We start from the raw sequence: 23,043 nt of genomic DNA, 5'->3' as shown, positions 1-23,043 counted from the left end.
GCGCCAATCTGAGTTTTGTACCCACAATCCGAGTAAATTCTGAGCATAATTGCTCACTGACAAATGCTTCCCTAGCTTTAGCTGTTAGGGATGGATGCAGAGGACGATCGATCGTAGCCCACTACACATTAATCTTAACCACAACAATGCAACTGACGGCCTCTACACTGCTCGGCTGGAGTGCGATCTCGTACACTCGGAATGGAGAACACATCTATCTTTGGTATGGCAATCTACTGTTTTTAAAGTTGCGTTAAGTTTTTATAAGAGCGAGGTACTTTACTCTATGTGCAGCGGAAGCTCCTAATCTAAAAAGTAAAGTCACCTGCTGGCCAACCACTGAATACTATCCGAGGAGAGAGGAGAAATGCTTGAATCTTACCGCCGTACCGCTGCCGAACGGGCCGCTTTGGGAATTCCACCGCTGCCGCTGGACGCCCAGCAAACATCGGAACTGTGTGAACTGCTGAAAAATCCGCCGGCTGGAGAAGAAGAAACCTTAATAGAATTATTGCGCGATCGCGTCCCGCCCGGAGTAGACAGCGCCGCCTACGTCAAAGCTGGTTTTCTAACTGGCATTGCTAAAGGTGAAATCCACAGCCCCCTAATTGCTCCCAAATGGGCAGTTTACCTGCTGGGGACAATGATGGGCGGTTACAACGTCCAATCTTTAATCGATTTGCTCAACCCCACTGCCGAGGTCGCCATTCCCGCCACCGCAGCCCGGGCACTGAGCAAAACGTTGTTAGTATTCGACGCTTTCCACGACGTTATAGCTTTGTCGGATACAAATCCCTACGCCAAGCAGGTAGTCGATTCTTGGGCGGATGCCGAGTGGTTTACGGGTCGTCCTGTGTTGCCAGAAGCGATTACCGTTACAGTCTTCAAAGTTCCTGGAGAAACGAATACTGACGACTTGTCGCCAGCACCTCATGCTACCACGCGGCCCGATATTCCCCTGCACGCTTTGGCGATGCTGGAAAGTAAGATGCCTGGGGGTTTGCAAACCATTGCAGAATTGAAGCAAAAAGGCCATCCGGTAGCCTATGTTGGTGATGTTGTCGGTACCGGTTCGTCGCGGAAATCGGCGATTAATTCCGTGCTCTGGCACATTGGCAATGATATTCCGTTTGTGCCCAACAAGCGCAGTGGCGGTTATATTTTAGGAAGTGCGATCGCCCCGATTTTCTTCAATACCGCTGAAGATTCCGGTGCATTGCCGATCGAATGTGATGTCTCCCAAATGGAAACAGGAATGGTAATTACCATCCATCCCTACAAAGGCGAAATCACTAACGAAGCCGGAGAAATTATCTCCACCTTCACTCTCAAACCCGACACAATTCTAGACGAAGTTCGCGCAGGCGGTCGAATTCCGCTATTAATTGGACGGACTTTAACCGACAAAACCCGCGCAGCTTTAGGACTAGAACCCAGCACTATTTTTACCCGTCCTACAATCCCAGTAGATACGGGCAAAGGCTTCACTTTAGCACAAAAAATGGTAGGCAAAGCTTGCGGTTTGTCCGGCGTTCGTCCCGGTACATCTTGCGAACCAGCCATGACAACAGTCGGCTCGCAAGATACCACCGGGCCGATGACTCGGGACGAATTGAAAGAACTTGCTTGTTTGGGATTTAGCGCCGATTTGGTAATTCAAAGTTTCTGCCACACCGCCGCTTATCCGAAACCAGTTGATGTCAAAACTCACCATGAATTACCCGATTTCATATCACAGCGTGGCGGCATAGCTTTGCGCCCGGGAGACGGCATTATTCACTCCTGGCTGAATCGAATGTTATTGCCGGATACAGTGGGAACAGGCGGCGATTCTCACACTCGTTTTCCTTTGGGAATTTCCTTTCCTGCGGGATCGGGATTGGTGGCCTTTGCTGCTGCCTTGGGGGTTATGCCTTTGGATATGCCGGAATCGGTTTTAGTGCGGTTTAAAGGTGAATTGCAGCCGGGAGTAACGCTCAGGGATGTTGTAAATGCCATTCCCTATGTAGCAATTCAAAAAGGCTTGCTAACCGTCGAGAAACAGAACAAGAAAAATATCTTTTCTGGGCGGATTATGGAGATTGAAGGTTTGCCGAATTTGAAGGTCGAGCAGGCTTTTGAATTGACCGATGCGACGGCCGAGCGTTCTTGCGCCGGATGCACGATTAAACTGAGCGTGGAGACTGTTTCCGAGTACATTCGTTCCAATGTCGCGCTGCTCAAAAACATGGTAGCGCGGGGCTATCAAGATGCGCGGACGATGATGCGCCGGGTAGCGAAGATGGAGGAATGGCTGGCAAATCCGGTACTGCTGGAGGCTGATGCTGATGCGGAATACGTTGAAATCATCGAAATCGATTTGAACGAGATTAAAGAGCCAATTGTGGCTGCCCCCAATGACCCGGATAATGTTAAGTTGTTGAGTGAGGTTGCGGGCGATCGCGTTGACGAAGTATTTGTCGGTTCTTGCATGACAAATATCGGTCACTACCGCGCCACTGCGAAGGTGTTGGAAGGTGCAGGGGAAGTGAAAACTCGCCTGTGGATTTGTCCGCCCACTCGCATGGACGAACAGCAACTCAAAGAAGAAGGTTTCTACAGCATTTTTGGAGCCGCTGGAGCTCGCACAGAAATGCCGGGTTGCAGTCTTTGTATGGGCAATCAAGCGCGGGTTAAAGATGCGACAACGGTTTTTTCCACTTCTACTCGCAACTTTAACAACCGCATGGGCAAAGATGCACAAGTTTATCTCGGTTCAGCGGAATTGGCTGCCGTTTGTTCGCTGTTAGGTCGCATTCCTACAGTCGAAGAATACAATGACATTGTGTCGAAGAGAATCGATCCTTTTGCTGGCGATTTGTATCGGTATTTGAATTTCGATCAAATTGCTGGTTTTGAGGATGAAGGGCGAGTGATTGCTTTGGAAGATATGCCTCGCATTGAGGATATTTTGGGGATTCCCGATGGTGTGTTGAGCAAGTAAAAAGTGTGGCGGGCTACGGCCCGCCTTTTGTTTATAATAGGAGTAGGCGTGAACGCCTGCATCTCTAATTCACGTCCACGATATTGATCGACCCGCCCCCCTCCCCTTTTCGTAAATCAATTGAACTTCATATAAATCTGAGAAAGGAGAAAAGTGATTATGCCTGAGCAAGCTTTAATCAGCGAAAGCCAAGCGACAGCAACTTCAGCGCCAGAAACTCGCATAGGCGAAGAAATTGTAGATTTTTTGCGGGAGATTCAGCAAACTCCGAGAGAATATTGGCCAAACTTACTTCAGATGATTCGGCTATTTCGCGAAACAGTAGAAATGAAGCCAGGAACCCCCGATACTTCGATAAAAGCTACAGACGAAATTAAGACCATCGATCCCCTACAGCAGCACGAAGCTCTGAGCAAATTGCTACAGTCTTGGGTTGACGATGGAGATGAACAGGAGCAAACAGAAACCGCTGAAGTTCTCCGCAAGGCACTAGAAGAAAATCCCGTGCATATATAAGAGCATTCCATGAGCAGAATAGTGTTCTTAGATTCTGGGCCGTTAGGAATTGTTACCAATCCCAAAGCCACCTCTCCTTTATATCAAGAGGGCAAACTTTGGCTGCAATCTTTGCCCATGAAAGGTTACATTGTAATGCTCCCTGAAATTGCTGACTATGAGGTGAGGCGCGAATTAATTCGTGCAGGTAAGGCGGCAGGCATTAGACGACTTGATGAACTTAAATCGCAACTCCCCTACCGTCATTTGACTACAGAAGTAATGCTTTTAGCAGCTCAGTTGTGGGCTGATTCGAGAAGGAGAGGAAGACCAACAGCCGAACCTAATGCACTTGACGGAGATGTGATTTTGGCGGCTCAAGCAATATTGGAGGCCAGTGAAGGCAATGAGGTGATAATTGCGACAACAAATGTGGGGCATTTGTCGCAATTTGTTGATGCTCGCCAATGGCGACTAATTCAGTAATCTTTAAATCGATCGCACTTACCTAATCCCTGCTATACTTTCAACTACAGATATTTTTGCAGACACCGTTAGCGAGATAAACAGCATGGTGGAAACAGTGGACACAATCGAAAAAATTGACGATCGCACGCAAACCCGCTACTGGGGTCAAGTTACAGTCATAGACGCGGGCGATCGTTATAAGATCAATCGCATTGAAGTCAAGCCGGGGCATCACATCAGCACCCAAATGCACTATCACCGCAGCGAACACTGGGTTGTCGTCTCCGGTACCGCTAAAGTTATCTGCGACGACAAAGAGACGATTCTCATGCAGAAACAGTCAACCTATGTTCCCATGAATACTGCTCACCGCGTAGAAAATCCAGGCGTTATTCCCCTGGTGATGATTGAAATCCAAAATGGTGAATACCTCGGCGATGATGACATTATCCGCTTCGCCCAAGATAGTCACGAGGAAGATTGATCCTAGATCCAAATATGAAGCAATCCCAGACGCCAGGGAAAAGCTTCGCACACCGAACAATGATCGAAAGCATCCAGGATACAAGCCCCCGGATTAATACGTGGGGTCAATGCTTCAATCTAAAATCTAAAATCTAAAATCGATTGACCTACGCAGCGATCGGAAACAAGATAAATCCTACAATTAAAACTGTAGGGGCAATTTCAGAATTGCCCCTACGTTGTTATATTAAGTTTCTTAAGGACTAGAATTTGATATAGCAATTGGCGATCGTCCTACGGCAAAGAAGCGTTTTTCAAATCTACATTTGCCATATTGGCATTCTTTAAATTAGCACCTGTCAAGTCCGAACCGTTCAAATTTGCACCATTCAAATTTGCATTGGTCAAATTTGCATCCCGCAAGTTGACTCCCTGTACGTCCATTCCCGACAAACTGCCACCTCTGAGGCTAACATTCGCTAAATTCGCTACAGACTGGCGAGCATTTCTCAGGTTTGCACCCGCCAAATTGGCGCTTTCTAAATTAGCGCCGATTAAATTAGCGCTGGTAAGGTTGGTATTTTTCAAACTCGCAATCACTAAACCCGCCATACTTAGATTAGCACGGCTCAAATCCGCACCCTCCAAATTAGCCCCGTGCATTTTAGCCGCAATTAAACTCGCACCTTGCAATTTAGCTTGTTTCAAATTGGCTTCGTTCAGTTTGGCTTCGTCCAAATTTGCACCGTTCAAATTTGCACCTCTGAGATTCGCACCGCTCAAATCTGCCCCGCTCAGATTCATACCAGCAAGTTGCGCTCCCGTCAAGTCACATTGGCTACATTTTTTAGTTTCTAATAGTTGCTTGACGTGGGATAAGTTTTCTGCCTTTACTCCCGAGGCCCAGCCCATCGCAATCAGCAGCCCTGTTGTTGTTAAAATTCCAAGTTTCATATACCCACCCTCAGCAAAATCTCTCTTTTAATAATATCCCACATTATTAAAGAGGTTAGGGTGATCAGTCTCTTTGAGAAACTGTGACAATCATCACCCTGTTGTGCACAAAATATGCAATAATTATTGACGTTTCAACACCCCCCAATTATTGTAACGAATTATTGCTTCTTCAGGAACCAAAAAGGAAAAGATTGCGTCGGTTCGAGACGAACCCCAGCGATGGTGTTCTGAGCAAATGTATAGTCCTTATCCTGCCAAAGAGGGATGAAAGGTACATCTTTACCCAGTATGTCTTGAATTTCGGCAAATATGCCTTTGCGGGTTTCAGGGTTTGTTTCTTTGCGCTGCTGGTCGATCAGTTGATTTACCCGATCGCTATAATAAAACGAACCCTGACTTTGACTTGCACCCTTGGAGCAGCCCCCAGCCTCCGAACCTGTGGCACAATCTAAAAACGGCTGAATGTAATTGTCAGCGTCAAAAAAGTCGGCGGACCAATCCACTAAAACCGCAGGATAAATTCCCTTCTCGATGTTTTGAAACAAAGTCGGAGATTCAACGCTGTTAATTTCTACCTGCATTATCCCGTCCATTTTGAGTTTAGTTTGCGCCTCGATCGTACTGGCGACTAAAGCTCTTTTTCTGGAAGCCGAAGCATACCAAATTGGCAGAACAAAAGGATTTGTAGCCGAGTATCCCGCTTTCGTTAAAAGTTCCTTAGCTTTTGCGGTGTTGGCGTCGCCGTACAGTTCTTTGAAAACCGGTTTTTGAACGTCCAAGGTTGTGGGAATCAGACTGTAAAGCGGTTGTGCTTGTCCCTGCAGTACGCGCTCGTTAATCAGGGGGCGATCCATCACTGATGCGATCGCTTGTCTCACTTCTAACTTATCCAGCGGTTTAGACTGCATATTCAGCGTCATGTAATTAACCGTACTGCTTTCCCCCGCGATTTCCTGCCATTTACCTTTTTTTGCTCCCTCGTCCAAGCTGCGAACTTGGTCTGCATCCAGAGACAAATAAGCCACATCGACTGCACCAGTCTGAAAAGTATTGAACAAATTTGACGAACTAGAAAGCAGCAAAATGTCAATTCCTTGATTAACCGGCTTTTCCCCCCAATACTTGTCAAACACGTCAAACTTGAGAGAATCGCTGCCGTACTTCGCCAGCTTGTAACGTCCAGTTCCCACAAAGGTATCGGGTTTAAATTTACCCTGCCCAATCTCGTAAGCTTTTGGAGAAACGGCACACATACCGGAAAATGTCAACAGGGAAGGAAAAGCAGCAAAAGGCTTTTTGAGTTGAAAAGTTAATTCGTATTCGCCCGTCGCTTTCACCGATTCCACTGTATCGCTCAACAACAAAGCCGGACTGCCGCCATTTTGGATAAACCGCTGCAAGGAAAATTCCATTGCTGCGGCGTTAAACGGTGTGTCGTCGTGAAAAATAACTCCTTGACGCAAGGGGACTGTATATGTCAATCCGTCAGGGCTAACTTTTGGCATTGCTGTCGCTAAGTGGGGGATTAACTCTGTAGTTCCCGACTTGTAAGTGTAGAGAGTGTCGCCCAAATTTCGCAGCAATTGTCCTGATAAGGTTTCGTAACCGTCCGCAGGGTCGATCGTCCGCAATTTCAAGGTTGTGCCAATAGTAACGCGGTTATTAGCATTTTCGCCGCTCGCAGTGACCGATGGACGTGTTCTTTGTCCACAACTTGCAGTTAAAAAGCAGCACAGAAAGAACAGAGCTATTGCTTTAATCACTGAAGGTTTTATACGTATTCTAGGCTGCTGCTTGTTAATTCCCATCGTCTTTTTTTGACACTCCAAATTATTGATTATATTATCAGGACTTACGCACTGTTAGACTAGAAACCGGATTTATTTGTAGATTCTCCTGCAATACAAATATCGCTGCCTAACCACAGCAACTTAAAAGCTTGGTGATGTTCGATCGGTTTGAGATCCTTCGGCTCAATTTTTAGAGCTTCCTGGGTCATGAGTGTTCTTGCTAAGAAGTGCGGCGATCGTCTTAATTAATTCATCCGGTGCGATCGGCTTTGCCAGATGTCGGTGGAATCCAGCTTGCAAAGCTTGCTGTTTATTAAACTCGCCCGCATAGGCAGTCAGGGCGATCGCGGGAATCAGCCCACCCCGTTCTGGCGGTAAGGCTCGCACTTGCCGCAACAGCATATAGCCATCCATCCCCGGCATTCCAATGTCGCTCAACAGGACATCTGGCTGGAAATTAGTCAACGCTGTGACGGCTTCTTGAGGAACAGCCACAGTCAGTACCTCTGCACCTGCATCTTCTAGCAAAAAGGAAATCAACTCTCGCATATCCGGCTCATCATCTACAACCAGTATCCGCATCCCGGATAACGGTTCATCCGCAGTCGATCGTTCCGAAAGTCCTGCAAGAGAGTTTTCTTGTCCCTTTACCTTCCCTGATAGGGGCAGTCTTACGGTAAAGGTAGCTCCTAGCCCTTCACCCGGGCTATCTGCGACAACGGTGCCGCCGTGCAGTTCGACTAGATGGCGCACGATCGCCAGCCCCAATCCCAAGCCACCAAAATTGCGGGTTGTGGCGCCATCTTTTTGCCGGAAGTAGTCAAACACGTAGGGTAAAAACTCGCGCGCGATGCCAATCCCTGTATCCGCCACAGTAATTTGAGCGTGATTGCCAACACGAGTCAAATTCACCTCAACGCGCCCTCCGGCTGAGGTGAATTTGACCGCATTAGAAACAAGATTCCAAACAATCTGCTGCAAACGGCCCGAATCCCCCAAAATCTGTCCCACCTGAGGATCTAACACAGTCCGAATATCAATGGATTTGGCAACTGAAGCCAAATTGACGGTTTCGATCGCCGATTCCACCGTTAAAGCTAAATCGACTGGACGCATATTAAGACTGAGCTTGCCTTGAAGAATTTTCGAGACATCGAGCAAATCTTCAATCAGTTCACTTTGCAGCCTGGCGTTGCGTTCGATCGTCGCTAACGCCTGTGCAGTTTTCGCCGCATCCAGCTTGCCAGTTTGCAGCAGCTTTGACCAGCCCAGGATGGGATTGAGGGGCGATCGCAATTCATGGGATAGTACCGCTAAAAACTCATCCTTGATCCGATTTGCCTGTTTTAGCTGTTCCGCTTGTTGCTGGAGTGAATCGTTCAGGCTTGCCCGTTCCAGAGCGATCGCAATTTGGTCACAGGTCGATCGCAGCAGCTCGATTTCTGCAGGCGTGAAGTGCGTCCGAGTCCGACTGGCAAATGAGAGCGTTCCTAATAACCGCCCTTGAGCGATTAACGGTTGACCCGCGTAAGCCGTGATGCCCATTTCAAAGAGGGCTTTAGCATTTGGATGAGTGGAAATTTGGGCTTGATTCAAGATTAGTTGCTGCTGCGTTTGGGCAACGACTCCACAGAGATATTCACCTAATTCGATCCATGCGATCGCCTGCACCCTTTCTTCAGAGAGGCCATCATAGTTTCTCAAATGCAGCATCCGGCGGTTGTCTTTTTCTTCCACCATGAAGTTGTAGTAACAGTGCAGATCGAGTTGCAGAGCAAGTTTGCGGAATAGCGTGTGCATCAAAGCCAGAGGCTGTTCTGTCTTCAACAGATCGCGGGTAGTTTCATAAAGCAATTGCAGTCGCTCACTTGCTTGCCGTTGTGCGGTCTTGTCCTGCATGATTTTGACAAATCCCTGCGGACAATCGGCTTCATTAAGCAGGGGCATCATCAATCCACTGGCCCAAAAGCGATTCCCATCTTTGCGGACGTGCCAGCGTTCGTCTTCGGCCCGTCCTTGGGTTAGAGCCGTTTGCATTTCGTCCTCGGCTTGTCCTTGTTCGTTATCTTCGGGCGTGAAGATCATCCGAATCGAGCAACCAATTGCTTCTGTCTCGGTATAGCCCAACAACCTTTCTGCCCCTGAGTTCCAACTGGCAATAATGCCGTTAAGGTCGAGGGTGAAGATGGCATAATCTTTGGCGCTTTCAAAGATCAGACGGAGGCGGGATTCACTCTGGCGCAGGGATTCCTCAGCTTGTTTGTGGTCTTCAATATCAACACAAGAGCCTATGTAGCCCAAGAACTCACCTTCCCATCCGTACCGAGGAACAGCTTCATCCATAATCCAACGGTATATGCCATCAAAGCGTTTCAAACGATATTCCATCTTGAACGGTTGACGGGCATCAAAGGCAGTCACATAGGTGTGTAAACACCGATCGAGGTCGTCGGGGTGGACTCCTTGTGTCCAACCATTGTCCCTTTCTTGTTCGATCGTCCGTCCCGTAAAGTTTAGCCACGGAAGGTTGAAGTAATAACAGAGTTTATCGGTGCCAGCCATCCAAATCAGCACAGGGGCGGCATCTGCCATCAGCCGGAACCTTTCCTCACTCTCCCGTAGTGTGGCTTCGGCTTGTTTGCGAGCGGTGATATCGTTGACCAGTGCTACAAACCCTTCAACTTTTCCCTGGCTATTGAAGCGGGGAACATAGGTTGCATTGACATAACGGGTTACACCATTTTTGTAGGGAATTTGGGTTTCAAAGGTCACTTCCTCTCCTGCCAAGACTTGCTCAACATAAGGACGAATCCCTTCATAGCCAGTTTCGCCTAAAACCTCTGGGAGATGCTTGCCATAGATTTCCGTTGCCGGATGCCCAAACCATTCTTCATATGCTCGATTGTTGAAGCGGTAGCGTTGGTCTGAGTCTACAAAGGAGATCAAGGCAGGCACGGCATTGGTGACTAAACGAAGTTCTGCTTCTCGTTGTTGCAATACCTCCTCGGCAAGTTTTCGATCGGTGACATTTCGGAAATAAATGGTAATCCCGTTAGCGGCCGGGTAGGTGCGAACGTCATACCACCGATCGTGATCGGGATAAAACGCCGTGACTGATAAAGCCACGCGCTCGTTGGCCACGCGCCGATAAACCCGCTCAAACTCGCTGCCATCGAATCCTGGAAATTCTTCCCACAAATTCTTCCCTATCAGATCGCCCGAAGTGCGGTCTAGCAGAAGTTCCGCTGACCGATTCAGGTAAGTGAAACGCCAATTCTCATCCAGGGAAAAGAATCCATCATCAATGCTTTCCAGAATGTTCCGACTCTGCTCTTCGCTTTGACGCAACGCTTCTTCGGCTTGTTTGCGATCGCTGATGTCGATGAATACGCCCCGCGTCGAAATTAGGATGCCCTCAGCGTTGTAGGCGCAATCGCCCTTTGCCAAAATCCAACGAACGGTGCCATCTGCCCAAAGCGTCCGATATTCTATTTCATTATGCGCTTGATTCGCTTTTAGCTCACTGATGACGGTGTGAACGAATGGGCGATCGTCGGGATGCACGGCTTCTAAAAACACCTGCACCGACATTGCTGTATTGACGGGTAAACCCAACATCGCTTTGGCTATGTCCGTAAAACTCAGCGTGTCTGTTTCTATATCCCAATACCACAAACCCAAATTGCCGCCTTCGGAAGCGAGTCGGAGCTGTTCTTCGCTCTCGCGCAACGCTTGGAACGATCGATCGCGCTCGAAGGCGATGCTGGCAACTTGCGTGCCGAACTCGGCGAGTTTATATTCCCAATCCGTCGGCCTCCGCGTCTCGCTAAAGCAAAGCATCAGCCACCCCAGAGCTAGATTGTCCTGCCCGAGCACGGGCTGAGAATGACACCCTAGAATGCCATGAGCCACGCATAAATTTCGCCATGCTTGCGACCAGCGATCGTCGTTGGCCATGTCGGCGCAGGTCACGGGCTGACCGCAATACACTGCTTCGCCGCAGGTTTCAATGCACAAATCGTTAATCGGAGCATCCTTGAGTCCTTCACCAAAAGACGGTGGAAAGTCTGGAGTAATGGAAGCGTTAAACGTCAGCCGCTGAGCATCTGCTAGCAGGAAGCAGGCGCGGGTACCCGGATTTAGCCTGGATACTGAGCCACACACGGCTGCCAGACAGTCGTCTAGTGGCTGTCCGAATGCGATCGACTCCAGCAGTCGTTTCTGCTCGATTAGGATGAGTTCCGCCTGTTTGCGATCGGTGATGTCAGCAAGCAAAACGGTCAGTCCACTGGGCGAAGGGTAAATTCGATGGTCGTGCCAACCATTCCAAGGAGAGTAGAGATAATCAAACTGGAGTGGCGTTTGTTCGCGCATTGCCCGATGAAACTGCACATAAGCATCGGTGTCAACGGCAGCGGGAAATAGCTCCCAAACGTTCTGACCCAGAATCGCTGACCGCGGCATTCCAACCATTTCACAGTAGCGATCGTTGGCATAGGTGTAGCGCCAATCGCGATCGAGAATGTAAAACCCATCGTTGATGCTAGAAAGTACCGTTTCTAGCTGTTCTTTTGCCTCAGTCGCCGCAGCTTCTGCGGCTTCGCCCTGCAACTGCTGTTCTAGTTCCATTGCCTCCTGTAAATTTTGCAAGGCTGCTTTCGCGTTTTTTATAGCAGTGCGCCACGATAGATTGAGTGAAGCGATCAATCCTGCCGCGATCGAAAACATACCCAACCGAACTATTGTCTGTAGATTAGCGATCTGTAACGAATAGAACGGCTCAATAAAAAAATAGTTGATTGCCAGGGTGGATAAAATTGTTGCCAGCAACCCAGCCCCGAAACTGCCATACCAGGTACTCACTATCACCGCGATGAAAAACAGGGGCGTCGTGGTTGGGTAGATCCACGGTAAAAGCGATTGCGTTAGCCCCAGTGCCAGAGCCACAGAGAGGGTCGCCACACCATAGGGAAGTAGTCGAATATTTCTGAAAATGCTGTTGATTCCCTCTAAACTCACCCTTTGTACTCCTTATCCGAAAAATATCTTGCTCGGAGCGCCTTAATGTATTCGCGAAGCGTTGCATCTGGCGAATTACCTAACTCATCCAGCAATATCTAAATTTGCTTGAGTGTCCAGCGAGAAGGGGTAGCGTGTCCGTTTTCCCAACGATTAATCGTGGGAATGGTCATCCCTCATTCATCCGCCAACTTTTTCTGAGACAGCTTCAGCGCTTGCCCCAGTTCTCGCCCCCAATTATCGATCGCTGGTTGTTCCGCCCTAAGGCGTTCTATTTTGAGAGCCCTCAGAAGTAACAGGTATAAAGCTATTTATATTTTACACCTTTGACAGATTCCGGAGCTCAGTCATCACTCTCCAGATATATTTTAGTTGTAGTGGCTTGAAAATATAAAGGCTTCACCTTAAAAACCCGGAGTATCTTAATTTTTCTAAAAACACTTCTTCTGCCTCCTGCCTCAAAACTCCAATTTCTAGCTTGGCTGCAAAAGTGAGATACTCCCTAAAAACCAGTGTGGTACCGGGGACGATCCGGATTTTCTTGAAAGTCTCTAGGTTGTGCCTAAAAGCTCGATTGTTAATGCTGTTGTGGCTGATTTTAAACACGGGACAGGCTTCTGTTTTCTTCATCCCAGAAAGCTCTCCGGGCTTGGATGACTTGGTGACTTACCTGTCGCACAGAATCTCTTCTGGATTCTGGCTAGTGAATCCTGAATTATTGTGCGGTAAGCAGCTCAAAATTTTAGATCAAACTTCAATCTCCCAGATTCCTCTGTGGAGTAAATCTAAAATCTAAAATTAAAAATCTAAAATCGAGTAACTTGCTTTAAATTCCTTTGAGGAGCGATCGCCAATCCCGACAGCGTTTCAGGTAAATGCGAGCTACCCGATCGCTCGGATTTGTCCGCAAACATTCTTCAAACAATTTCCCCGCTTCTCGGAAATCCTTGCGATCGCACAGTAACATAGCTTCATTATATACAGGCAAATTTGCTAGCTTTGCCGACAGAATTTCCGGCGGATCTGCATCAAATACCTCATAGACTACGACATATTGAGATTTTCCTTTTACCTGTACTTTATCCACAATCCTAATAGCATAATCGTTCGGATTTCGCAACCGTTCCAAAGTCTGCTGAGAAATTAACAGAGGTACGCCGTAATCTTTGGTCAATCCTTCAATGCGAGATGCTAGATTAACAGCATCGCTAATCACAGTGCTGTCCATTCGGCTTTTACCCCCGACTGTCCCCAGCATCAAAGAACCCGAATTGATGCCAATTCCAATTTGAATCGGGATGTAGCCGACGCCTTGACGGTATTCGTTGTAATTTTTTAGGAGATTTAGCATTGCAATACCCGCTTTCACTGCATCATCTGCAAAGTCACTAAACAAAGCCATAATTGCATCGCCGATGTATTTGTCAATAAACCCGTTATTGCTAGTAATGGCAGGCTCCATCCGCGAAAGATAAGCATTGATAAATTTAAAATTTTGTTGGGGAGTCATAGTTTCTGAAAGCGTGGTGAAATCGCGAATATCCGAAAATAGCACCGACATTTCCTGCTGCACTTGGTCGCCTAGATTGACATCTATAATACTTTCATATCCCAACAAATTTAAAAATTGGTGCGGCACAAATCTACCGTAGGCATCCGTTAACTCTGATTCGGCATCCAGGGATTTTTCTAAATTTTGATTAAGGTCAAATAGTTTCTTAATAAATAAATGGCGATCGGCTTCAGCTTCTTTGCGTTCCGTAACATCTTGAAAAACTGCGATTGCAAAAGCAACTTTGCCACCCTCGTCAAAAATTGGCGTTCCCCAAATCTCAAGGGGAACTTTCTTGTGGGGTTGATGAATTTCCACATCCTCAGCCGTCGCGTTTTCGCCCCTCAAAGCTCGGACGATCGGCAACTTCTCGAAAGGATAAATAGTGTCAGTTCCCGCAATATAAATTTGATAACTTTCTGACAAATCCTCAACTGCATTTAATGGCAAAACTCCTTGACCGAGTAACTGCTGTCCGGCGTGATTTACGTAGTAAGGTCTGCCTTGAGAATCCAGCACGAGCACACCTATGGGAATCGCTTCGAGAAATTGAGCCAGCTTGACTTCGCCTTCGCGCACCGCCTCGAATGCACGAGATCGCAACTCAGTTTCAACCGTATCGGAATGTTCAGCAGTAGTTTCCAGCAAGATCTCCAGATCCGCTTTTTCCTCCTTCAAGTCTTCCACTTGCTGGCGCAATCTTTCTATCTCTAAAAGTAGCTGTTCTCTAGATGGTTGTTCTTCCAGCATAACTCGAGAATTGGCGCCTCGACTAACAAAAAATTGCTCAACAGCTCGCACCCTAAAAGTAATCGTGTTTCTAGAAAAATTCCAACTCCAAACCAGGCATCAGGCGCTGGAAATTCTTCAAAGATTTACCGTGCCAAGCTATGCTTTGAGAACCTTGTACCGCCATTTGCACCCTGGCTGTTTTGCGAACCTCGATAATAAACTTCGATAGCATATTGATGCCAGAACTGTTCAAAAATTCTAACTGCTGCAAATTGAGGGTAATTTTCGTCGGTTCCACGTCGGCAACCTTCGCCAGCAACTCCGCTATCGGCGTGTACTCTGCAGGCCCGCTCAGCCTTAGAGATCCAAGAAAACTCACGGTTGCCGTTGCTGGATCGTAACAGATTTGGTAATCTCGTGTATTAATTTCCATAGCCACAAAAAAAAGTCCCTTAGATATTATCGATCGCCAGCGTTGCTTATACTGTTAATTGCACCATAGTTGTCACCGCAATTACTTCCGGGTCTTGGTGCACGGTCTGGAATTTCCAGCCAAGTTTAGCAGTATAATCGGTGAGCATGGTCAACAAACCCAATCCAGAATTGGTACAGCTTTCGTCAGCAGCATTTTTTTCCAGCCGCTGAATGTAAAGTTCGGTTGGCTCCGAGGACAGCAACTGCTGAATATAAGCCTGAAACTTGTCCACAGCTTGCGGAGAGATGCTGTTAGCAACTGAGAAAATCACACCGTCGCTCTCTAATAGCAGTTTAATATCGATCGGGTACTCCGAGGTTTCATCATTAAACTTCATGGCATTTTCTAATAACTCGTTGGCAATGTAGCTAACAGCGCTTTTTATTTCAGCTTGTCTTTCAATTGTCGAGGGATCGTCTTCGTTGCGCGGAAAAAAAGTCGTCAGGTAGTCAGCGAGAAAATCCGCCGACAAACCGTTGTTTCGCCACCGCTGCTTGAGAGGAACCGAACTCGGAGAAAATCCCATTATTAAGTATTCTTGGCTAGCAGGCTGCTCGATGAAATGGCCGAAAATCTGGGTCATATCGGTGTAAGAGCTAAAGTTTGAGATGAGGGGCATCACTAAATATATTTTAAACTTTAGAAGGGATATCCAAGTAGTTATTTTTGTTTGAGTACCAGCAATGTGATGTCATCAAAAACTTTTTGTTCGCCGATGTGCGATCGCACGTCGTTAATTACAGCCTGCCTGATTTCGGCAGCCGAACGCTGCGAATTAATCTCTATTACTTCAATTAACCGCTCTAAACCATAAAGCAGTTTATCCATATTTTTAGCTTCCGTAATCCCGTCAGTGTACAGCACTACCACATCTCCTGAATACAACTGCACAATTGTTTCAGCAACAAATTCAGCAATATCTGCATCCAGTCCGATCGGAAAACCCAAATCGATCGTATCAAACCGCTCTACACAACCGTTAGACCGCACTACAATCATTTCTTCGTGCTGGCCGCTCAACTTCAGCATTCCCTCCTGATAGTCGAGCAAGGCAAGGCTAGCGTTTCTGTCGCATTTCATCCGCTGGATGTTATCGTAAATTACACTGTTAATAGCGCTTAAAAATTTAACCGGGTCTGATTCATTGTAAGCGAGCAAAGTTCGGACTGCCGTTTGAACCATAATCATTACAACGCCGCTCTCCAATCCATGTCCCGTCACGTCGCCAATGCCAATTTTCACTCTACCTTTGTGCTGGAGTACGTCGTAATAGTCGCCGCCTACTTCATCGGCAGCTTCCATAAATCCCGCAATATCTAAGCCCGTAACTTCCTTGAGTTCTCGGTCTTTCGGCAGCAGCATCTGCTGAATCTTGCGAGTAACGTCTAGTTCTGTGCTCATTCGGAGATTTTCAGCTTTTAAGCGATCGTTGAGAACAGTAATTTATTGATTAGCAGCAACTAAGGCATCGGCAATTTTGTTAAACGCAGCCACAAGTTGCCCCAGTTCATCTCTGTTATCCAAAATAATTTTGTGATCGACATTGCCACTTGCCATCTTTTTTGAGGCTTCGTCTAGGACAAATACAGTTTGCATAACGCTTCTGTAAAAAGCTACAAATAAATAAATAACTATTAGTAAAGTTATTAAGACCAAAACCGAAATAAGAATTTTTTCTGTAATAAAACTCTCAATACGTTTGTGCAGTAAGAAGTCTAATTCCTTAGAAGTTTCGTCCCATAGTTCAAAACTAGAATCCAGAACTCTATCGCTTCCATCAAGATAGGCATAATATTCCACTAAGGCTGTGGGATTAATCAGTTTATCTAGTTGCGCGGTTAGCAGATCTACTACCGAGTTAAATTTTGTCAATTTATCGCTTAATTTCGATCGCAGATTCCCGTGACGATTATTGCTAAATCCTACCTCCATATTGATTGCTAAATCCTGATTAAGTTCTCTCAATTTGCCAGCCAAAGTAATCAGTTTTGCTCTTGTTTCAGGTTTGGCATAGGAAAGCAAGCTGTTTTTTTGAGAAATGAGTCTAATTTCTGATAAAAATTTTTGCATTTATGGAATCTTCAGCAAAGTTGCATCCATTAAATAATAGGTATCTAAATCAGGGTCTAATATGAGATTGGAAATATCGCCGACGTGAGCGCTCAATCTATTAATATCTTCTGTTAAACTTTGACATACAAAATCGTAAGTTTCTCTACTCCAATGGCTGCGACGAAGTTTAAAATTTTGCCAATTGTGATAGATTTTCTTAAAATACTCGCTAGAAACTAATTCTTTTCCTAACTGACGATCTGTATATAGCAGGGATTGAAAGTTCGCGTCAATCTTAGCTTCTAAATCTACTATCGTATCTTGCGGGCTTAAATTTGTATTTAAAGGCTGATAATTTAACAGTTGAAGTTTAGGTATGTATTGCCTCAACTGGCGGAGCGGGCGCAGGTATTCATTACCGTATATTTCTTTTTGGGCAAAATCAACCCTGCTATTAATTTCTGAAATCAGCAGGTACATGACTAAGGTTAACGGTATTGCAAATAAAAAACCGATTAGGGTAAATTTTTGAGGATAGCTCAACCGATTCATTAAATGGATTCCCAGGGATTTTCTACTCATAATCGATAGATTTCCAAAAAATTGAACTAAAAAACTAACGTTTGCTACTAAAGTATTTCCCGGGACTATCGCTATAAAAAACAATAATGCTAATACAATTAATCAGCGATAGCTAGCTTAGTTTATAATGCGTTTCCGTCCTGTTGCAACAAGTTTTGTGGCATCCCTTTCATCTCGTCGGCTCAGCTCGCCTACCACAGTCTAAAACACCTTTAGCAGTTTTGGAACGATGAAAAGTCATTCGTACTGAGATTGTGGGACACAATTAGAGGATTTTAAGAATATTTACTTAAGCATAAATTTTTCTTAATACCGCGAGACAAAAAGTAAAAATTAAGTGATAACTGGGTAGTGCAAGTTTCCTGAAACACAACTGCCGGCCGCGAGTAGGAAATACTTGGGCCGCACCAGCAGTCAAGTTAGTTCTGCACAAAGGAACTAGCCGCATCAGCAAAAGTGTCTAAATAAGTATCTGCAGTTGAGTGTTCAGGAGCGATCGCGCATTGTGTAAAGTGAGGCAGAGGGCGTATGATGAAAAGAATCTCCACAAATAAATTTCCCCAGAATAAAAACCGAGACCAAAAGCAGCCCAATCCTGTAATCTTGGCTTTGGTGCTGACAGGAATTCTGGTATGGGAAATGTATCCGGCGCTAAGACACACCGCTGCGGCGAACGCGGGCGCTCTCAAAGATTCCCTTGCCCAGTTGGAAAAGCAACAGCAGCAAACCGCGCAGCAATTTTCCTCAGCAGCGCTGCCCCCAAAAATCAGCTATTCGGTATTGGCACTTAATACTCTAATTTCCGAACCGGGCAATTTGGCCGAGGCTACACGCCAAAATCCCCCGAACACATTGCCCGCAACCGTAGCAGCAGCAGTTCGCCGAGAGTTGTCGGACTCCACTGGCATTGCTGCTGACAAGTTGAAAGTAACTGAATCGAGCGGACAAAGTTGGCCGAATACTTGTTTAGGACTCTCGAAAGCAGATGAAATGTGCGGTCAAATGATTGTCGAAGGTTGGCGGGTTGTGGTTTCTGATGGTACGCAAACTTGGGTTTACCGTACTAATGCTAGGGGAAATATCTTGCGTTTGGAAAAAAAGTCCGCTAGGTAAATGTACCCCTGTGAAATGAAATATAAGTTTCATTTTGGGACAGGCTTTTGGGCCTGTTCCACAAAGAGTGAATTTTCTGGTGGGAAGTTTGTTGTGAGCTTCTGGGAACAGGCAAGATGCCTGTTCCACAAAGAGTGAATTTTCTTGTTGGAAGTGTCTTGTGGGGTGAGCTTCTGGGAACAGGCAAGATGCCTGTTCCACAAAGAGTTTGTTTTTTGGTGGGTGGTTTCTTGTGGGGTGGGCTTCTAGCCCGCCCCTTGCCTTAATTTGGGAGTTGGTTTCTTTCGATGATGCCGCCGCCCAACAGCACGTCTCCGTCATACCAAACAGCCGCTTGTCCGGGGGTAATGCTCAACTGCGGTTCGTCAAAAATCAACTTAACTCTTGTACCGCCGGCTTTTTCCTCTGCTTGGGAAGCTTCCACAGGAATAATTGTAGCCGGGACGGGTTGCGATCGATATCGAATCTGTACCTGAGCCCGAATTGGAGCCGTCGGCGCAGCGACAGAAACCCAATTCACTTTCTGGACTGTACATTCAGATTCTACTGCCAACTGTCGATCGCCCACAATTACCCGATTGCCAGCAGCATCGAGTTCAATCACGTACAGCGGTTCCGGTGCAGCAATACCGAGTCCCTTCCGCTGGCCGATGGTGTAGTGGTGTACGCCGTCGTGCTGTCCGAGCACCCGCCCTGACTTGTCCACAATGTCACCCTTTTGCGGCGCAATGTACTTGTCCAGAAAAGCCCGCATCGAACCGTTACTTTCCACCAAGCACAAATCCTGACTTTCCGGCTTATCAGCAGTTTTCAGACCAAATTCCGCCGCAATTCTACGAGTTTCCGTCTTGGTAATTCCCCCCAAAGGAAACTCCGTACCCGCCAACAAATCCTGTGTTAGATCGTACAAGAAATAAGACTGATCTTTCGCAGGGTCGATCGCCCGCAGCAACTGATAGCGACCTGTAGCAGCATCGTAAGTAATCCGAGCGTAGTGCCCTGTAGCGATTTTTTCAATTCCGAGTTCTTCGCGAGCATACTTAAGCATTGGCCCGAACTTCACAGTTTTATTGCACTGCGAACAAGGCAAAGGCGTAACTCCTGCACTGTAACCCTCCACCAAATAATCGACAATACTTGCCTGAAAGACCTCGCGGCTGTCCACAATGTGGTGGGGAACGCCCAAATCTTCGCAAATTTTAGCTGCATCGACCATTCCCTCAGAGCAGCACTGACCTTTGCCCTTCATCAACCACAGCGTTAAACCCACCACTTCATATCCCTGATGGTGTAAAATTGCGGCTGCTGCGGAACTATCGACCCCGCCGGAGAGGCCTACAACAATCTTGTTCATGGTTGGAGAGAAATTGCTATTTTACTGTTACTTTGTTCGATCGAGCTAATTTATTATACCACAAGTATACTACAACTTGCCACTGCTGCTGTTAGCTGAAATTTTAGCACTAATATGACTATTCAAAAATTTGTTGTCACCGCCGACCAAATGCGGCAAATAGAAACCCGAATCTTTGCTGCTGGAATGCCAGTCGCAGCTTTAATGGAAAAAGTCGCGGGACTGATTGCTAGACGCATTCAGGCGCTTTTGAAAGCGGAAGGAAGTTCGGCAACGGGCAGTATACGGGATTTAACGGATAGGAGGAAAAGGGAAGAAGGAAAAAATCTTGTTAATTCTCAATGGCCAGTTATCGGCGTATTGGTTGGGCCGGGACACAACGGCGGCGATGCTTTGGTTGTTGCCCGCGAATTGCACTTTCAAGGATTCCAAGTAGTTATTTACTGCCCGTTTTCTAAACTAAAAGAACTCACAAAAAATCACGCTGATTATGCGCGTTGTTTAAATATTCCATTTCTTGACAAAATTGAACCGCTGAAAAACTGTGATTTGCTCGTAGATGGTTTATTTGGATTTGGGTTAGAACGAGAAATTATTAACGCCACGGCCGCAGCCATTGACGAAATAAATAACTTAAATATACCAATTTTAAGTATAGATATTCCCTCGGGACTTCATACAGATACCGGAGCAGTTTTGGGAACGGCAATACGGGCAAAATATACATTATGTTTGGGTTTGTGGAAAATGGCATTTCTGCAAGACAGAGCGTTAGAATATATCGGCATTTCCGAATTAATTGATTTTGATATTCCCGCAGCAGATATTGCAGCAATATTGGGGGACACGCCAGCACTCCAACGCATTACAACAGCCTCGGCAACTCAGCATTTGCCGTTACCCCGATCGCCCATTTCGCACAAATACACCAACGGTCACTTACTAATTATTGCAGGTTCCCGCCGCTACACCGGAGCAGCAATTTTGGCAGCATTGGGAGCAAGAGCTAGCGGCATCGGAATGCTGTCAATTGCTGTTCCTGAGTCGATTAAACCGATGTTGATCGGTCAGTTGCCAGAGGCATTAGTTATAGGATGTCCCGAAACCCAAAGCGGTGCAATTAGCGAGTTGCCAGTAGCAATTGATTTGAATTCTTATGATGCGATCGCCGCAGGGCCAGGTCTGACATTGGAAGCGGCAATAGCTGTAGAATCTGTACTGGAGAGCGATCGACCTCTGGTTTTAGATGCTGACGGTTTAAATATCCTCGCTCAACTCGGCACAGTACCGATTTTGTCCGAACGTTCAGCACTGACAATTATCACGCCTCACCCGGGCGAATTCAAGCGTTTATTTCCCGACTTAGCGGATCTAACGGGCGAGGATCGAATTGCCGCAAGTCAAGCAGCAGCTCAGCTTTGCGGCGCAACTATATTGCTCAAGGGAGCAAGAGTTTGCATAAGTTGGAAGGAGGAGGGCGATTCCCTACCGGATAGCTACGCTTCACGTACCATCACCTACCTCAATCCCGAAAGCACCCCAGCCCTCGCCAGAGGCGGCAGCGGCGACGTTCTCACAGGCTTGTTAGGGGGACTATTAGCAACTGCGATCGCCCGCAAATCCCCCCTCCAATCAGTTGCTGCAACAGCAGCTTGGTGGCACGCCCAAGCCGGAATCATGGCTGCCAAAGAACGGACGGAATTAGGAGTAGATGCCTTTACTTTGACACAGTATTTAATTCCAACATTGCGAGAATTTGCTGAGTAAACAATCAACATGAGTTGGTAGGGTGCGTATCCCGCATCTTTGTATTGGGTAGGTGTCCACCGCGCAGCTTACCCCTTGGTTTGTATTGACAACGAAAGCCCTCATAAAAATATTACAACTTGCATTCCTTACGACAAACCAACGGGTAACTCAAACGAGTGACACTCACATGAGTGACACTCCAAGAAGTGACTGTGCATCCACAAATCCCACCAGTTATACCTGAAATATCAAAGACCAAAACTTAAATGTTGAGAGGAACCACATTATGTACACCGAAGAAAGAAGCTTGAACAATGAAACTATGGCTCTCGTCGCCGATACTACTGCTCAATCAAGTCTTGCATTTGCTGAAACCACGGGAGTAAACAAACCCACTTTACAAATGGGTTCAACAGGTCAAGCTGTCAAGGAACTACAACAGCTTCTATATCATTGGGCATATTATTTCGGGCCGATTGACGGTATTTTCGGCGTCCAAGTTCAAAACGCCGTCAAAGGCTATCAACACCGCGTCTTTTTAAAAGGAGATGGGATTGTGGGTTCTATCACTTGGGAAGCACTATACTCTGGTGCACCTGTGAATATGCCGATCGTCATGAAGGGCAGTTCTGGTAATGCTGTTAAAATTGTTCAGAATGTCTTGAAAATCAATGGATACTATTTCGGTTACATTGACGGATTCTTCGGGGCGATGACAGATGTAGCAGTGCGGCAATTACAACTGAGCAACGCTTTACCGCAAGATGGAATTGTCGGCTATAGAACTTGGCACGCCCTCAGCAAGTTACCGCACTAATGACTGGTTGGATTAATATCTATTCCGGTTACACGAGCGAGATGATGGTTGACTTTTGACGGTTGACTGGGGGTCTAAAAACTGAATGGTTGAGTGTTGACTGTTGACTCGATTTTATTATTCCGATGCAACGGGAAACGATATTACTTTCAGTGAGCGCCCAAAATCGGTAGATAAATTAGGGATTTAGGCTTTGCCTAAGTCCCTAATTCTCGTTAAGGGGAAGGCAGCGCGCGGGAAGGGCGATCGCCAATTATATTACCGTTCCCCGCGATGAAAAATATTCTTAATCTTGCCGTGTTTTTTGTTAGTATACCCTAGGAAATTGGGAATCACAATCCGGTTTATTTCCCTTCTAATTTAGGGCTTGCTGAATAAGTTAAGAAAAATCACGATAGCAATTGAGGAATGATTCAAGTTCAGCGACACATAATTTTTTG

The 23,043-nt window shown here is 46.5% G+C and carries 18 protein-coding genes and 1 pseudogene; 7 read left to right on the top strand and 12 right to left on the bottom strand.

Annotated elements, in window-relative coordinates:
- Positions 1–367 precede the first annotated feature (367 nt).
- The 4 genes from acnB to QUB14_RS01105 all read left to right on the top strand — a co-directional run bounded on the left by acnB (position 368) and on the right by QUB14_RS01105 (position 4,430).
- Positions 368–2,983, top strand: a complete 2,616-nt coding sequence (gene acnB, locus QUB14_RS01120) for a bifunctional aconitate hydratase 2/2-methylisocitrate dehydratase (protein ID WP_333214264.1) — start codon at positions 368–370, stop codon at positions 2,981–2,983.
- A gap of 159 nt (positions 2,984–3,142) precedes the next feature.
- Complete coding sequence (locus QUB14_RS01115) at positions 3,143–3,499, top strand: hypothetical protein (protein WP_333214262.1); 357 nt, start codon at positions 3,143–3,145, stop codon at positions 3,497–3,499.
- A 9-nt stretch (positions 3,500–3,508) separates the two neighbouring features.
- Positions 3,509–3,964 carry a nucleic acid-binding protein gene (locus QUB14_RS01110; protein WP_333214260.1) on the top strand — a complete coding sequence of 152 codons (456 nt, stop codon included), beginning with the start codon at positions 3,509–3,511 and terminating at the stop codon, positions 3,962–3,964.
- A gap of 85 nt (positions 3,965–4,049) precedes the next feature.
- Entirely contained in the window at positions 4,050–4,430 is a 381-nt protein-coding gene (locus tag QUB14_RS01105; protein ID WP_333165736.1) for a cupin domain-containing protein, read from the top strand.
- Positions 4,431–4,705: 275 nt separating this feature from the next.
- Here QUB14_RS01105 and QUB14_RS01100 read toward each other — a convergent pair whose 3' ends face one another.
- The 11 genes and pseudogenes from QUB14_RS01100 to QUB14_RS01055 all read right to left on the bottom strand — a co-directional run bounded on the left by QUB14_RS01100 (position 4,706) and on the right by QUB14_RS01055 (position 17,570).
- Entirely contained in the window at positions 4,706–5,365 is a 660-nt protein-coding gene (locus QUB14_RS01100; protein ID WP_333214258.1) for a pentapeptide repeat-containing protein, read from the bottom strand.
- A gap of 161 nt (positions 5,366–5,526) precedes the next feature.
- A complete protein-coding gene (locus QUB14_RS01095) occupies positions 5,527–7,176 on the bottom strand; it encodes an ABC transporter substrate-binding protein (protein ID WP_333214256.1) in 1,650 nt (549 codons plus the stop codon).
- 59 nt (positions 7,177–7,235) lie between these two features.
- Positions 7,236–7,367 (bottom strand): hypothetical protein, encoded by a 132-nt coding sequence (locus QUB14_RS01090; protein WP_333214254.1) that lies wholly within the window; start codon positions 7,365–7,367, stop codon positions 7,236–7,238.
- Positions 7,342–12,177: a PAS domain S-box protein gene (locus QUB14_RS01085; RefSeq protein WP_333214252.1), complete on the bottom strand. Its 4,836-nt coding sequence runs from the start codon at positions 12,175–12,177 to the stop codon at positions 7,342–7,344. The genes QUB14_RS01090 and QUB14_RS01085 overlap by 26 nt, the downstream gene beginning before the upstream one ends.
- A 399-nt stretch (positions 12,178–12,576) precedes the next feature.
- On the bottom strand, positions 12,577–12,807 hold the full coding sequence (locus QUB14_RS01080) for a hypothetical protein (RefSeq protein ID WP_333214250.1): 231 nt from the start codon (positions 12,805–12,807) through the stop codon (positions 12,577–12,579).
- A gap of 196 nt (positions 12,808–13,003) precedes the next feature.
- Complete coding sequence (locus QUB14_RS01075) at positions 13,004–14,479, bottom strand: adenylate/guanylate cyclase domain-containing protein (protein ID WP_333214248.1); 1,476 nt, start codon at positions 14,477–14,479, stop codon at positions 13,004–13,006.
- 70 nt (positions 14,480–14,549) lie between these two features.
- The gene (locus tag QUB14_RS01070) at positions 14,550–14,894 is read right to left on the bottom strand and encodes a slr1659 superfamily regulator (protein ID WP_190659765.1); all 345 of its coding nucleotides are present in this window, start codon (positions 14,892–14,894) and stop codon (positions 14,550–14,552) included.
- Positions 14,895–14,940: 46 nt separating this feature from the next.
- Positions 14,941–15,519: a DUF6272 family protein gene (locus QUB14_RS01065; RefSeq protein WP_333214245.1), complete on the bottom strand. Its 579-nt coding sequence runs from the start codon at positions 15,517–15,519 to the stop codon at positions 14,941–14,943.
- A 77-nt stretch (positions 15,520–15,596) separates the two neighbouring features.
- Positions 15,597–16,379, bottom strand: a pseudogene (locus QUB14_RS01060) (PP2C family protein-serine/threonine phosphatase); the annotation flags it as partial.
- Positions 16,380–17,006 (bottom strand): HAMP domain-containing protein, encoded by a 627-nt coding sequence (locus tag QUB14_RS28675; RefSeq protein ID WP_445251807.1) that lies wholly within the window; start codon positions 17,004–17,006, stop codon positions 16,380–16,382.
- Entirely contained in the window at positions 17,007–17,570 is a 564-nt protein-coding gene (locus tag QUB14_RS01055) for a hypothetical protein (protein WP_333214243.1), read from the bottom strand.
- Between the two features lie 528 nt (positions 17,571–18,098).
- Here QUB14_RS01055 and QUB14_RS01050 point away from each other — a divergent pair.
- Positions 18,099–18,683: a hypothetical protein gene (locus QUB14_RS01050; protein WP_333214241.1), complete on the top strand. Its 585-nt coding sequence runs from the start codon at positions 18,099–18,101 to the stop codon at positions 18,681–18,683.
- Positions 18,684–18,945: 262 nt separating this feature from the next.
- On the opposite strand, the gene mnmA is transcribed toward QUB14_RS01050, so the two are convergent.
- Positions 18,946–20,037 carry a tRNA 2-thiouridine(34) synthase MnmA gene (gene mnmA / locus QUB14_RS01045; protein WP_333214239.1) on the bottom strand — a complete coding sequence of 364 codons (1,092 nt, stop codon included), beginning with the start codon at positions 20,035–20,037 and terminating at the stop codon, positions 18,946–18,948.
- Positions 20,038–20,151: 114 nt separating this feature from the next.
- Between mnmA and QUB14_RS01040 the strand changes: the two genes are divergently transcribed.
- Both QUB14_RS01040 and QUB14_RS01035 read left to right on the top strand, forming a co-directional pair.
- On the top strand, positions 20,152–21,804 hold the full coding sequence (locus QUB14_RS01040) for an NAD(P)H-hydrate dehydratase (protein WP_333214237.1): 1,653 nt from the start codon (positions 20,152–20,154) through the stop codon (positions 21,802–21,804).
- 268 nt (positions 21,805–22,072) lie between these two features.
- A complete protein-coding gene (locus QUB14_RS01035; protein ID WP_333214235.1) occupies positions 22,073–22,603 on the top strand; it encodes a peptidoglycan-binding protein in 531 nt (176 codons plus the stop codon).
- Positions 22,604–23,043: the final 440 nt, after the last annotated feature.

It is taken from the genome of Microcoleus sp. B3-D2 (genome assembly GCF_036705345.1).
Classification (GTDB): Bacteria; Cyanobacteriota; Cyanobacteriia; order Cyanobacteriales; family Microcoleaceae; genus Microcoleus.
The sequence above is the reverse complement of the archived record's forward strand: the minus strand, read 5'-3'. Positions and strand labels throughout refer to the sequence as shown.

What these genes read in the sequence shown, in the direction of transcription:
- acnB (WP_333214264.1), top strand. Translation starts at nt 368, where the DNA reads ATGCTTGAATCTTACCGCCGTACCGCTGCCGAACGGGCCGCTTTGGGA.
- QUB14_RS01115 (WP_333214262.1), top strand. Translation starts at nt 3,143, where the DNA reads ATGCCTGAGCAAGCTTTAATCAGCGAAAGCCAAGCGACAGCAACTTCA.
- QUB14_RS01110 (WP_333214260.1), top strand. Translation starts at nt 3,509, where the DNA reads ATGAGCAGAATAGTGTTCTTAGATTCTGGGCCGTTAGGAATTGTTACC.
- QUB14_RS01105 (WP_333165736.1), top strand. Translation starts at nt 4,050, where the DNA reads ATGGTGGAAACAGTGGACACAATCGAAAAAATTGACGATCGCACGCAA.
- QUB14_RS01100 (WP_333214258.1), bottom strand. Translation starts at nt 5,365, where the DNA reads ATGAAACTTGGAATTTTAACAACAACAGGGCTGCTGATTGCGATGGGC.
- QUB14_RS01095 (WP_333214256.1), bottom strand. Translation starts at nt 7,176, where the DNA reads ATGGGAATTAACAAGCAGCAGCCTAGAATACGTATAAAACCTTCAGTG.
- QUB14_RS01090 (WP_333214254.1), bottom strand. Translation starts at nt 7,367, where the DNA reads ATGACCCAGGAAGCTCTAAAAATTGAGCCGAAGGATCTCAAACCGATC.
- QUB14_RS01080 (WP_333214250.1), bottom strand. Translation starts at nt 12,807, where the DNA reads ATGAAGAAAACAGAAGCCTGTCCCGTGTTTAAAATCAGCCACAACAGC.
- QUB14_RS01075 (WP_333214248.1), bottom strand. Translation starts at nt 14,479, where the DNA reads ATGCTGGAAGAACAACCATCTAGAGAACAGCTACTTTTAGAGATAGAA.
- QUB14_RS01070 (WP_190659765.1), bottom strand. Translation starts at nt 14,894, where the DNA reads ATGGAAATTAATACACGAGATTACCAAATCTGTTACGATCCAGCAACG.
- QUB14_RS01065 (WP_333214245.1), bottom strand. Translation starts at nt 15,519, where the DNA reads ATGACCCAGATTTTCGGCCATTTCATCGAGCAGCCTGCTAGCCAAGAA.
- QUB14_RS28675 (WP_445251807.1), bottom strand. Translation starts at nt 17,006, where the DNA reads ATGCAAAAATTTTTATCAGAAATTAGACTCATTTCTCAAAAAAACAGC.
- QUB14_RS01055 (WP_333214243.1), bottom strand. Translation starts at nt 17,570, where the DNA reads ATGAGTAGAAAATCCCTGGGAATCCATTTAATGAATCGGTTGAGCTAT.
- QUB14_RS01050 (WP_333214241.1), top strand. Translation starts at nt 18,099, where the DNA reads ATGATGAAAAGAATCTCCACAAATAAATTTCCCCAGAATAAAAACCGA.
- mnmA (WP_333214239.1), bottom strand. Translation starts at nt 20,037, where the DNA reads ATGAACAAGATTGTTGTAGGCCTCTCCGGCGGGGTCGATAGTTCCGCA.
- QUB14_RS01040 (WP_333214237.1), top strand. Translation starts at nt 20,152, where the DNA reads ATGACTATTCAAAAATTTGTTGTCACCGCCGACCAAATGCGGCAAATA.
- QUB14_RS01035 (WP_333214235.1), top strand. Translation starts at nt 22,073, where the DNA reads ATGTACACCGAAGAAAGAAGCTTGAACAATGAAACTATGGCTCTCGTC.